This is a genomic window from Rhodococcus sp. NPDC049939, assembly GCF_040656415.1.
GTDB lineage: Bacteria > Actinomycetota > Actinomycetes > Mycobacteriales > Mycobacteriaceae > Rhodococcus_F.
This window is the reverse complement of the sequence record NZ_JBFAMC010000001.1, coordinates 58,141-69,850: the sequence shown is the minus strand read 5'-3', so window position 1 is coordinate 69,850 and position 11,710 is coordinate 58,141. Positions and strand designations below refer to the sequence as shown.

Here is an 11,710-nt window from a genome sequence, read left to right as displayed (position 1 = left end):
ACATTAGATCACCGTTGCGCTAATCTGCAAGAGTGACCTCGAAAGCACGAACCGACTGGCGCGATGCCGACGGCAAGGCACTTACCGACTACCCCCGGCCATCCGTGGCCGTCGACGTTGCGGTCCTCACCGTGCACACGGGCCGGCTCCACGTCCTGGTCGTCGAAAGACCAGATGGCGCGCTGGCACTTCCCGGTTCGTTCCTGCGACCCGGGGAGCGGCTGGCCGAAGCGGCCGAACGAGCGCTGAGCACCAAGGCCAGACTGGTCGGCGCGGAATTCCATCAGCTCTCGATGTTCGACGCCCCGGACCGCGACGAGCGCGGCTGGGTCCTGTCCATGGCGCACGGTGCGACGCTGCGCCGCGACGCGTTGCCACCCGACGCCATTCTTGTCCACGTCGACGGACGGACTGTGACCGCGCCATTGGCCTTCGACCACGCCGCCATGGTGTCGCGCGCGGTCGACGATGTGCGTGCCCGCTATGCCCGCGGGGTCGACCCCTCCGGGCTGCTCGCCGACACCTTCACCGTGCTCGAACTCAGGTACCTGTACGAGACCGTCTTCGACCGTCCCCTCCCCAAGGACTCGTTTCGGCGACTCGTCATCGACGCGATCGAGGCGACCGGGCAGATGTCGAGAAGCGGAACCGGCCGTCCCGCCGAGCTGTTCCGCCGCAAGGGTGACTCCGAACTGCCCGCCGTCGCGGCCAGAATCCTCACTGATTGACCACACTCGCGCAGACCTGCCGTTGCCTGACTTGTCAGACCGGCACGCTACGTTGAAAACGGTACGGCTCGACTGCATCAGCCAACATCAGATGGTGAAGTACGGGTCCGACAGACAAGGGGGCAACTTGTTCGACAGCACCAGCTTCGACGAAGCCGTCGACCAATCCTGGATCATGTTCCAGCGCAAACTCGCCGACCACCTCTCGGCGATGCAGAACGACGACACTCTGACCCTCGAGTGGATCGAGGAGAATACCGTGGTCGGCTTCACGCCATATGTCCAATTCCTGCTCTGGGAAGACGAATACGTGCGCGCTGAGGTGTCGTCGAACGTGTACCTCGCGCCCCGCTACGCACTTGCGCCGGAGGCCGAGCGACGCCTGGTAGAGCTCGGGTGGGATCGCCCGACACGCCACCCTGACGATGAACCTGACGAGGGGTCACCCGCGTTCTTCGTTGACAAGGAGCAGCGTTGGGCCGACCAGCTCGCGGCGATGACCGTAAACACACTGCGCGATATTTGGAGCGTTCCAGATCCCAGCTTCATCCGCACCGAAATCGTCGGCACACTCGAAGGCTCCGACCTTGCGGTAGACACCGTCGAGTTCGAACCGCCACCCGACTCCACCCATCTCGACGAAGACACCGCTGTGATGTCCCGCGACTCGGATCAGCTCAGAAACCTCGTCGCCTGCACCGTCGAAAAGGCTCTCGGTTCTCGACCCCAGGTTGACGACGACGGGGACGTCGTCCTGAAGATGGACGACCAACTGGTGCTGGTGATCACGAATCCCAACCAACCACTCGTGCGTGTGTGGGCTCCGCTGGTGCACGGAATAGTCGGACGCACCCGAGCCGCCGAAAACGCCTGCGACCTCACCAAGCACTGGCCCGGAATCCGGTTCATCCTCGACGAGGACCGCCTCAACGCGTCGATCGAGGTCTCCGGACATCCGTTCGTCCCCCGCCACCTGCTCGATGCGCTCAAGTATTTCAGCGAGTTCACCCCGTCTGTCGACGCCCGGTTCGCCGCGCGGTTCGGCGGCTCCCTGTTCGCCGAGGACCCGAGCCGCGAAAGCAACGAGGACGAGGACGAAGAAGAACTTCCGCCTGCCCTTCTGACACTGCTACACCTCGATCCCGAAGGTTCCGGGTCGCTGAGCGGACACGAGGTCGCGGCAGTGTGCGGCAACGACCGCGACGCGATTCTCGAGTACTTGACGATCACACAGGAACAGGAGATTGCCTGGCGAGAATCCGCGGAAACAGCTCGCGACGAGGGTGAGGCAGAGGAAGCAGACGTTTGCGAGCATGAGGCGCGGTCCTGGGCGAAAACATACGAATTGCTGCGGTTGGCACTGCGAGTGGTCGCACTCCCACACCCCACACGTGCGGCACCTACCGCGAACAGATCACCATATCGCCACTAGTTCATCACCGACGTTCGCCTCGGGAGCACCCGGTGGACATCCGAACGCCTCCGCAAATCCGGGGACGTTCGCTACGACACCACTGACGCGCAAGGGCGCCGGCGAATGCGGGTCGCTGTTGATCTGAGTGAGGAGGGCCGCGTCGCGTGTCTTGTCCCGCCACACACGCGCGTAGTTGAGGAAGAACCGCTGATTCGGCGTGTAGCCGTCGATCTCCTCGACCGCAGCACCCGGGTGGGAGTCGAGTATGGTCTGCAACGCGTCGTACGAGGTGTTGACACCACCCAGATCTGCGATGTTCTCGCCGAGAGTCAGTTCACCGTTGACATGAACGTCAGGCATACCGGGGATCGGCGTGTACGCGTCGTACTGTTCCACCAACTTGGCTGTCCTGCTGTCGAACTGCGCTCTGTCTTCCGGTGTCCACCAGTTCACATGATTTCCCTGGCCGTCGAACTGGCTACCCTGATCGTCGAACGCGTGTGTCGCTTCATGGCCGATCACCGACCCGATGCCGCCATAGTTGAGGGCGTCGTCGGCGTTCGGGTCGAAGAATGGGGCCTGCAGGATCGCTGCCGGGAAGTTGATCGTGTTGTCGTTCGGGCTGTAGTAGGCGTTGACGGTTTGCGGCGTCATCACCCAATCCGACCGGTTGGACGGCTCTCCGATCTTCGCCAGATCGTAGGCATGATTGAACTTGTCGGCAGCGGCGAGGTTGGCGAAGTATTCACCCTCGTTGATCTGCAACCCGGACCAGTCACGCCAGTTGTCCGGATATCCGATCTTGGGCACCATCTGCGACCACTTGTCCAGCGCCCGCTGCTTGGTTTCCGGACCCATCCAATCGACGTTTTGAATGCGAACCCTCAGAGCATCGAGCACATTTTGGACAAGTTCCTCGGCACTCTGCTTGGCCGCCGGGTCGAACGCCTCCTCGACGTACAATCTCCCCATCGCCTCACCCATGGCAGAGTTCACGTCGCCGACGGCAAGCTTCCACCGTTCGCTTTGTTCAGCATTGCCCGTGAGTTGCTTGTTGAATTCGAATTTGTTGTCCCGGAACGGCTTCGATAGCCGATCTGCCGATCTATTGACCACTTGCGCACGCAGATACGACTTCCACTGATCAATCGGCGCTTGGTCGAGCAATTGGTTTACCTGTGTGAAGTACGTGGTGTCGGCCAGCGAGAACGCTTCGTCGGGCGATACATTCTGCTCCTCGAAATATGGCCGCCAATCGAATGCCGGTGTCGTCGCGTTCGCCTCGTCGACAGTGACCAGATTGTACTGAGTGCCCGGATCACGCGCTTCTTCCGGCGACAGCGAGGCCGCTGCCAGAGCCTTCTCGAGGTCGAGAGCCTGATCTGCCTGAACCGAGGCCTGGGCGTCATCGATGCCGATCAGTCCCAGCGAGGAGTGCAAGTAGTTGCGGTAGGCGTCGAGGATCTCTGCGTACTGCGGGTCGGTGTAGTAATTCTTGGACGGCAACGAGATTCCGGTCGGACTGACGTACCCGATCTGCCTGCTCGCATCCTGGAAATCGGCACCGGATGAAAGACCGAACAGAATGGATCCGCCGTCTGCGGCGTCCTCGCGCAGGAACGCTGCGACGTCCGCAGGAGACTGGATCGAGTCGACCCGATCCAGTTCGGGCGCAATGGGTGAGAATCCGGCATCGTCTATGGAGCTTTCGTCCATGGACGACTCGAAGAGCAACCCGATCTTGGCCCTGTCGGAATTCTCGTCCGCACTCCCAAGATCCGCGGCTGCTCTATCGGCGATTCCGCGCTGAATCTCGAGACTCTCGTCCCGAAGTTGGTCTATGACGCCGTACGACGATTGGTCACTGGGAATCTGGGTCTGCGCGGCCCACTGGCCGTTCACGAAGCCGTTGAAGTCGTCGCAAGGGTTGATCCCCAAGTCAAGTTCAGAGGTATCGAAAGCGAAATTCGAACGTTCGGCGACCTCGGTGGACGAACAACTCGCGACGCCGATCGCCAAGGCCGAACCAGCCGCCACCAAGACGATCCACCGTTTACGCCCGATTTGCACCGTTCTCTCTTCCGCCGCTCTGCGTTTACATTTCTTCCAACGTACCCGTCGATGGAGTGCTGATGCGGTCGCTTACTTCTGTCGCTCGGTTCCGTGGGCGTGCGCGCGGACGGAATTCGGTTGGAGTTTCAGCACGTCATGCGGGTCGAGAGCGTTGCAGTGGAGCACTTGTCCGCCCCTGACCGCGTCGACTTCAGGGCACCTCCATCGATGTTGCCGATGGGTATCATCGGGCAACACCGGTCGTTTACCTCTCGTTCCCTGCCACGATTCCTATCCGACATCCTGGGCTGGGTTGCGTTTCGTAGCGTCTGAGCTGCAACGTGCAGGCATTGCCGCGTCACGGGCGCGGAGAAGGGTGACTCCTCATGAGAATCCGTAACTTTCGGCGCAGCAAAGTAGTTGCCGGATTGATTGCTCTACTGGCGCTGACGCTCGTAGCGTGCGGTGTCTCCAGCGACAATTCGAGCGATACCATCCGGTTGGGTCTTTCCCCCGACGAGGATTCGGCCGCGGTACTCGCCAAGTACGAACCGCTCGTCGACTACTTGAGCCAAGCCACCGGGTTAAGGGTCGAGCCTTACGTCGGAGCCGACTACACAGCAGTCATCGAGGCACTCAACTCCGGCCACCTCGACATGGCCTGGTTCGGCCCCTCAGAGTACGTACTAGCCAGCCAGCGGGTCAACGGTGGCGTCGAGCCGTTCGCATCCGCCATCCAGTCCGACGACACCGTGCCGTACCGTTCGAGCTTCATCGTGCGTTCCGATTCGGGCATCAATGGGCCCGCAGACTTCCAAGGCAAGGTCGTCGCATTCACCGACCCCGCGTCTACATCCGGACACATTTTCGGCCAGTATGCCCTCGCCGAAGCCGGCTATGACCCCGACAGCCTGTTTTCGCAGATCGTCTACTCGGGCAGTCACGACGCGTCCCTGCTCTCGCTCCTGAACGGGCGAGTCGACGTCGCAGCCATCTCGAGTCGCAAGATCCCCGAGTTCATCAACAGCGGAGTCGCCGGACAAGATGAAATCAAGACAGTGTTCGAATCCCCCGTGATCCCTCCCGACCCGATCACCTACCGTGCCGACCTTCCCCAGGACAAGAAGGAACTGCTCCGACACGCGTTCCTGGACCAGACCCCCGCACTGTCCGCCGCCCTCGAAGGAACCGGCTTCAGCCACTTCGGACTGGCCAACGATTCCGACTACGACGTGGTCCGTACCGCCTACGAGGTAACGGGTCTGGAGCCTGCGCTATGACCGGCGCGGGTGAGGCAGTCAGCTTTGACGACGTCCACCTCACATACAGGCGGAAGGAAGAGGCGGTCCTGCGCGGGGTCGATCTCGAGATTCCGGCGTCGGACTTCTGTATCTTGTTGGGGCGCAGCGGCACAGGGAAGTCAACACTGCTGCGGTGCGTCAACGGTCTCGTAGCCCCATACCAAGGCACGGTTACCGTGGCCGAAGAGCAGGTACACGCCGCCGACCGTAGTGCGCTGCGAGGTATCCGCCGCAAAGTCGGCATGATCTTCCAGGGCTACAACCTCGTCAACCGGATCACCGTGCTGCAGAACGTATTGGCCGGCATGCTGCCGGATATACCTGCCTACCGGTCTCTCCCCGGAATCTTCACCCAGGACGAGCGCGAACATGCGCTGTCGATCCTCGAGACCGTAGGACTCGCGGGCTTCGCCGACCAACGCGCCGACCAACTCAGTGGCGGGCAGAAGCAGCGCGTGGGAATTGCTCGAGCGCTCGCGCAGAACCCCAAGGTAATCCTTGCGGACGAGCCGATTGCGAGCCTTGACCCGGTGACTGCGGGCGAGATTCTGGACCTGCTCAAAGGAATCAACGAACGTGACGGCATCACGGTCATTTTGAGCCTTCATCAGCTAGGTTTCGCGCGCAGCCACGGCGAGCGGATTGTCGCGCTCCTGGACGGGCGGATCGCCATCGATACCACTCCCAGCGGACTCTCGGAAGACGAGATCGGTCGGATCTACGGCCAGGGTGCTGAGAAGGCGGCCTGACATGACTGTGGATCAGCAACCTTCGACCACAACCTCGTCGAAGCCACCCGTTCTGCCGCCCGAGTCGGCGCGGCGACGCAACGTCCTGTGGGTACGGAACATCGTCGTGGTCTTGGCGGTGCTCATCTTTCTCGGCTGGAGTGCGAATGACCTCGGTCTCAGCCCTGGTCGGTTCATCCAGGGCGTCCCCCGCCTGGTCGATTTCCTACTTCGAATGTTCCCGCCCGACCTGGCGGTCATCCCCAGTCTGTGGGACGCGATTCTCACGACGGTGGCCGTGGCGCTCTGGGGCACGCTGCTCGCGATGATCATCAGCACCTTTCTCGCGATGGGCGCCGCAAAGAACCTGCTCGGTCGCAACCCAGTGGTGTACGCGGTATCGCGGACAATCCTGAGTGTTCTGCGCTCGCTACCCGACCTGATCTGGGCTCTGATCTTCGTCGCGGCGGTGGGTCTCGGCCCCTTCCCGGGTGTGCTCGCGCTGACCGTGTACTCGTGTGGTGAGCTGAGCAAGCTCTACGCCGAGGCAGTCGAGAACATCGATCCAGGCCCGCGTGAAGCTCTGGAGTCGACGGGCGCGGGATTGCTCACGACTCTGCGCTGGTCCGTCATCCCGCAGATCCTTCCCGAGGTGATCACCTACAGTCTCTACCGTCTCGAATCGAACGTGCGCCACGCGTTCGTGCTCGGCATGGTCGGCGCAGGCGGGCTCGGCTTCGAGTTGACGGTGGCGATGAGGCTGTTCCAGTACCACAAGGTCTCGGCCATCCTGATCGTCATCATCGTCACGGTCGCGACGATCGACTTCATCTCGTCTCGAATCCGTGCGCGGATCATTTGATGGCCCCCAAGCTCAGCCTGCAGCGGCTCGAGACATTCGTCGCTGTGGCAGATCACGGGGGGCTGTCCGCCGCGGCTCGCGCGCTCGGCATCGCACAATCCACCGTATCGGGCAACCTACAACTGCTAGAGCGTGAGCTGGGCGTGGTCCTCGTCGACCGATCTGGACGTGCCGCCCGGCTCACCTATGCGGGCGAGGCCCTCGTCGACCACGCCCGCACGCTGCTCTCGCTCGCCAACGAGGCTGCCGACCAGGTGACGCGGCTGCGCAAAGCGCCGGTTTCAGGCGTACTTGCAGTGGGCGGCACGGTGACGGTGACACATCAGCTACTGCCGCGGCTGGTCACGTCGTTCGCATGCAAATACCCCGGTGTCGAGATCGACTTGCGCGTAGACAATTCGACGGCAGTGGTGCAAGCCGTCACTGATGGTCGACTAGCGTTTGCGCTCATTGCCGCCGAGACCGACAAGCCATCACTCACAGCAAGTCGAGTGGCCAGCGAACCGCAGACGATGATCGTCGCCGGTGACCACCCGCTCGCTGGTTGTCAAGCGAGTCCCCAAGAGCTACGAGGCAGTCGCATCCTTCTCCGTGAAGAAGGATCAGCGAGCCGCCGGTACCAACTCGACCTGCTGAGGAAGTGGCGTGTCCCGAACACTCACACCAGCACCATCGCCAGCAACGGCGCCATCATCGGCGCGGTTGCCCACGGCCTCGGCATCGCCTGCCTCCCACGAAGTTGCGCCGAAGACGCACTCCAGCTTGGGCGAATTGGCGAAATCCATCTCGACCCGGCCCCACCCAATCGCCCGATCAACCTCGTCCGGCTTGCAGAGCGGCCGCTGACCCTCAGCGAAGAACTCTTTCTCGTACACGTTCGAGAAAAGGAAGGCATCGAATGACTACCGTCATCGCAAACAACCGCGCATATCGGGTGCCGGATCGTACCGTCGTCGTCATCACCGTCGACGGCGGCGACCCCACCTATTTCCACGACGGACTCGCACGGGGCATCATGCCCCGGTTGCAGCGAATGCTCGACGAGGGCGGCGTGTTCAGCGTGGGGTCCTCCGAGGTCCCGAGCCTTACCAACCCCAACAACATCTCGATCGTCACCGGCGTACCGCCCGCCATCCATGGGATTCCCGGCAACTACTGCCGGACGCCTGAGGACGGCCTGGTGCTCCTCAACGATGCCAAGTACCTGCGCGCGCCCAGCATCCACGCGCGGTTCAAAGAGGCCGGGGTGCCGACCCTGATGGTGACGACCAAGGACAAGCTGCGCCAGCTGCTCGGCAATGGCGGCGTGCCCAGCGTCAGCGTCGAGCGGGCTGCAGGCGCGGGCATCCCCGAGTACGGCATCGAGTCCGTCGAGGGGCTCGTCGGCGAGCCGGCGCCGGGGGTCTACGACCCGCTGGCCAGCCACTACGCCATGCGTATCGGCCTGAGCGCGCTGCGCGCCGCCCCGCAGATCCGGCTGCTGTACGTGTCGCTGACCGACCGTGTCCAGCACGCATACGCGCCGGGCGAGGATGTCTCAGATCTGTTCTTCACTGAATTCGATGTTCTGCTCGGCGAGTATCTGGACGCTGGCTGCACGGTAGCCGTCACAGCCGACCACGGCATGAACGCCAAACACGACGAGAACGGTGACCCCCGCGTCATCTACCTGAAGGACGTGCTGAAGGCGGCGGGTATCCCGGTCGAGGAGGTCGTGCTGCCGATTACCGACCCGTACGTGAAACACCATGGCGCCCTGGGCTCGTTCGCCTGGCTCCATCTGCCTGCCGAGCACCGCGATGCCGCTCGCCGGGTACTGAGCGCACTGCCCGGTGTGGAGGAGATCTGGGACCGGGAAGATGCCGCCACCGTGTACGAGCTGCCCCGCGACCGTATCGGCGATCTGGCGGTGACTGCCTCCGCCGACACCGCCCTCGGAAGCGCCTCCGCCGATCACGATCTGAGCCAGCTGCACGGGCCCCTTCGTTCGCACGGCGGTCGCCACGAGCAGCCGGTGCCGCTGATCCTGAGCACGAAAGTGGACGGCCCCCTCGCCGACTCGTTCGAGGCAGGCATCCTACGCAGCCGCGACATCCACGACCTCGTCCTGAACCACGTCGGCACTTGAGTTCGAGGACGTTCAGTCGCCGGAAAGAGACCGGACGCAGCCGGGCGGACAACGTTCAAATCGCTTGAAGTTCGGTGCATCTACCACAGGGCCTGGTCTCGAGGACGTTCAGTGACTGAGTCTGCGATCATGTACCGAACGAAAGGGCGAACGATGACTAACAAGTACTGGACACCGATCGTCGGCATATTTCTCTCATTCACGGTCTCCACCGTTCTGCTGCTGAGGGAGAACTCGAGCCCGACCGCCCTGGCTGTCCACGGCCTCGCCTGGGCCCTGCTCCTCCCTGCCGTCTACCGGGAGATCCGGAAGGCCCGCCGCGGTGAGGCGAAGGCGCTCGACAAGTACGACACCGGCGTCATCGGATTCGGCCTCGGCGGCATCATTCTCGGGGTGCTAGGGGCGCCGTGGTTCGTCTGGGGCGTTCTCCTCGCCGCCGCTCTCGGCAGTGCCGTCGCCGCGCTGACGGTGGATCGCCAGTATGCCTAGATGACGGGGTCGATGATCAAGTATCTGAGTAGCCGAAGCTCTCGGCAGGGGAAGGCCAGACGCGACCGACCCCGGCGGGCGTCAGCGTCGGTGCGGGATCGGTAGCGCCTCGATCGCACGGTCGACGACGTCGTCGACGGTGAAGACGGGGTCAACGGTGCGGTCGATGGCGAGGGATTCGACCATTGCCCACCATGCCCGCAGCAGCACCCTGTTGGCGGGCGACGATTCGGTGCCGGTGGCATCGAGCGTGCGCTCGACCATGGTGTTCTGCAGGTTCTTGCGGATTTCGTGGATCTGCGCATCGGCGCCGAAGCCGCCGTGGAAGAACGACTGGTAGTTCGCGCCGTGCCGGTCGATGAAGGAGACGAACGCGCGGACCACGACCCGCAACGGCTCGCCGGATGCGTCGTCGGGGTCCGCCTTCGCAGCGCGTAGCAGGCGACGGGCCGCCGCGCCCACAACGGCCACGTAGTAGTCCTGTTTGGTCGGGAAGTACCGGAACAGCAATCCGCGGGAGATCCCGGCCTTCTCGGCCACCTGGTCGATGGACAACGCGTGGATGGGTCGGGTCGCCAGCTCCTGTAGGCCGATCGCGACGAGTTGCCGCTTGCGCTCTTCCGGTGGGAGCCGCCGCCGGTTGGCTGCTGTGCCGGGGAGTGAGGTTTCGGTCGACACGTGAGGGCACCCTCCAGATTTGATTGCCGGGCAAGTCTACGTTTAGGTTAACTGAGCAATGCTTAGTTAGTCCGCGGCGTCATGGAGGAAGGCATGGATTTCGCTCACAGCGCGCGGTCGAAGGAGTACCTCGACCGGTTACGTGCGTTCATCGCTACTGAGATCGCCCCAGTCGAGGCGCGTCTGCGGGCTGAGCGGGTGGAGCCGTTCGCGCAGCGTTCCGACGTCCCCGCCGCCGCGATGTGGCAAGTGCCCGACGAGTTCCGGCAGCTCCAGTCCAAGGCTCGGGCTCAGGGACTGTGGAACCTCTTCCTGCCCGACACCGAACTCGGTGCCGGCCTGGGCAACGTCGAGTACGCGCCGCTCGCCGAGGAGATGGGTCGCTCCCCCTTCGCCTCCGCGGTCTTCAACTGCAACGCCCCCGATACCGGCAACATGGAGGTGCTCTACCACTACGGCAGCACCGAGCAAAAGGAGCGCTGGCTACAACCGCTGCTCGACGGCGAGATCCGCTCCGCGTTCTGCATGACCGAGCCCGACGTCGCATCGTCCGACGCCACCAACATGGCCGCGACCGCCGTCGTCGAGGGAGACGAGGTGGTGCTGAACGGCCGCAAGTGGTGGAGCACCGGCATAGGCAGCCCGGACTGCAAGATCCTGATCTTCATGGGCCTCACCGATCCGGAAGCGCACAAGTACCAAAGACATTCGATGGTTCTCGTGCCTATCGACACACCCGGTGTCAAGGTCGAGCGGATGCTGTCGACGATGGGCTTCTACGACGAGCCCGCCGGCCACGGCGAGGTGTCGTTCACGAACGTGCGGTTGCCTCTCGACGCGATCATCGCCGGTCCCGGACGGGGATTCGAGATCGCGCAGGGTCGGCTCGGCCCCGGCCGCGTGCACCACTGCATGCGTTTGGTCGGCCTCGCGGAGGCCTCGCTCGAACTCGCCATCCGCCGTGGCACCGAGCGCGTCGCGTTCGGCAAGCCGCTGATCAACCTCGGCGGCAATCGGGAACGCGTCGCGGATGCCCGCATCGCGATCAACCAGTTGCGGCTGCTGGTGCTCAACGCCGCCTGGCTGCTCGACACACAGGGCATCGCCGGGGCACGCTCGGCAGTATCGGAGATCAAGGTCGCCGCACCTCGGGTAGCACAGCAGGTGATCGACTTCGCGATCCAGATTCACGGTGGCGCCGGGTTGTCCGACGACTTCCCGCTCGCAGGCGCGTGGACGACGGCTCGGGCGATACGGCTCGCGGACGGCCCGGACGAGGTACATCAGGGCCTGGTGGCTCGCTTCGAGTTGGGCAAGTACAAGTGACCGC

At 63.4% G+C, this 11,710-nt stretch carries 11 protein-coding genes; 9 read left to right on the top strand and 2 right to left on the bottom strand.

Going from position 1 to position 11,710, the window contains the following annotated elements; genetic code table 11:
• Positions 1-32: 32 nt before the first annotated feature.
• Positions 33-728, top strand: a complete 696-nt coding sequence (locus AB0I57_RS00295; protein ID WP_358328185.1) for an NUDIX hydrolase — start codon at positions 33-35, stop codon at positions 726-728.
• Between the two features lie 127 nt (positions 729-855).
• Positions 856-2,160, top strand: coding sequence for a hypothetical protein (locus AB0I57_RS00290; protein ID WP_358328182.1), 1,305 nt, complete (start codon positions 856-858; stop codon positions 2,158-2,160).
• On the opposite strand, the gene AB0I57_RS00285 is transcribed toward AB0I57_RS00290, so the two are convergent.
• Entirely contained in the window at positions 2,143-4,212 is a 2,070-nt protein-coding gene (locus tag AB0I57_RS00285; protein WP_358328180.1) for a M13 family metallopeptidase, read from the bottom strand. The two genes, AB0I57_RS00290 and AB0I57_RS00285, sit on opposite strands and share 18 nt — an antisense overlap.
• 368 nt (positions 4,213-4,580) lie before the next feature.
• Here AB0I57_RS00285 and AB0I57_RS00280 point away from each other — a divergent pair, with 368 nt between their 5' ends.
• The 6 genes from AB0I57_RS00280 (at position 4,581) to AB0I57_RS00255 (ending at position 9,702) form a co-directional block, all read left to right on the top strand.
• On the top strand, positions 4,581-5,474 hold the full coding sequence (locus AB0I57_RS00280) for a phosphate/phosphite/phosphonate ABC transporter substrate-binding protein (protein WP_358328176.1): 894 nt from the start codon (positions 4,581-4,583) through the stop codon (positions 5,472-5,474).
• Positions 5,471-6,244 (top strand): phosphonate ABC transporter ATP-binding protein, encoded by a 774-nt coding sequence (gene phnC / locus AB0I57_RS00275; protein ID WP_358328173.1) that lies wholly within the window; start codon positions 5,471-5,473, stop codon positions 6,242-6,244. Before AB0I57_RS00280 ends, phnC begins: the two co-directional genes overlap by 4 nt.
• 1 nt (position 6,245) lies before the next feature.
• A complete protein-coding gene (gene phnE, locus AB0I57_RS00270; RefSeq protein ID WP_358328170.1) occupies positions 6,246-7,085 on the top strand; it encodes a phosphonate ABC transporter, permease protein PhnE in 840 nt (279 codons plus the stop codon).
• Entirely contained in the window at positions 7,085-7,987 is a 903-nt protein-coding gene (locus AB0I57_RS00265; RefSeq protein ID WP_358328168.1) for a LysR family transcriptional regulator, read from the top strand. The genes phnE and AB0I57_RS00265 overlap by 1 nt, the downstream gene beginning before the upstream one ends.
• Entirely contained in the window at positions 7,984-9,213 is a 1,230-nt protein-coding gene (locus AB0I57_RS00260) for an alkaline phosphatase family protein (RefSeq protein WP_358328165.1), read from the top strand. The genes AB0I57_RS00265 and AB0I57_RS00260 overlap by 4 nt, the downstream gene beginning before the upstream one ends.
• A gap of 153 nt (positions 9,214-9,366) precedes the next feature.
• Positions 9,367-9,702 (top strand): hypothetical protein, encoded by a 336-nt coding sequence (locus AB0I57_RS00255; RefSeq protein ID WP_358328162.1) that lies wholly within the window; start codon positions 9,367-9,369, stop codon positions 9,700-9,702.
• Positions 9,703-9,783: 81 nt separating this feature from the next.
• Here AB0I57_RS00255 and AB0I57_RS00250 read toward each other — a convergent pair whose 3' ends face one another.
• Entirely contained in the window at positions 9,784-10,380 is a 597-nt protein-coding gene (locus AB0I57_RS00250) for a TetR/AcrR family transcriptional regulator (protein ID WP_358328159.1), read from the bottom strand.
• A gap of 93 nt (positions 10,381-10,473) precedes the next feature.
• Between AB0I57_RS00250 and AB0I57_RS00245 the strand changes: the two genes are divergently transcribed.
• Positions 10,474-11,706 (top strand): acyl-CoA dehydrogenase family protein, encoded by a 1,233-nt coding sequence (locus AB0I57_RS00245; RefSeq protein ID WP_358328156.1) that lies wholly within the window; start codon positions 10,474-10,476, stop codon positions 11,704-11,706.
• Positions 11,707-11,710 lie beyond the last annotated feature (4 nt).

Excerpts from the sequence above, each read along its gene's own strand:
- AB0I57_RS00245 (WP_358328156.1), top strand. The coding sequence starts at position 10,474 with ATGGATTTCGCTCACAGCGCGCGGTCGAAGGAGTACCTCGACCGGTTA.
- AB0I57_RS00260 (WP_358328165.1), top strand. The coding sequence starts at position 7,984 with ATGACTACCGTCATCGCAAACAACCGCGCATATCGGGTGCCGGATCGT.
- AB0I57_RS00255 (WP_358328162.1), top strand. The coding sequence starts at position 9,367 with ATGACTAACAAGTACTGGACACCGATCGTCGGCATATTTCTCTCATTC.
- AB0I57_RS00265 (WP_358328168.1), top strand. The coding sequence starts at position 7,085 with ATGGCCCCCAAGCTCAGCCTGCAGCGGCTCGAGACATTCGTCGCTGTG.
- AB0I57_RS00280 (WP_358328176.1), top strand. The coding sequence starts at position 4,581 with ATGAGAATCCGTAACTTTCGGCGCAGCAAAGTAGTTGCCGGATTGATT.
- phnE (WP_358328170.1), top strand. The coding sequence starts at position 6,246 with ATGACTGTGGATCAGCAACCTTCGACCACAACCTCGTCGAAGCCACCC.
- phnC (WP_358328173.1), top strand. The coding sequence starts at position 5,471 with ATGACCGGCGCGGGTGAGGCAGTCAGCTTTGACGACGTCCACCTCACA.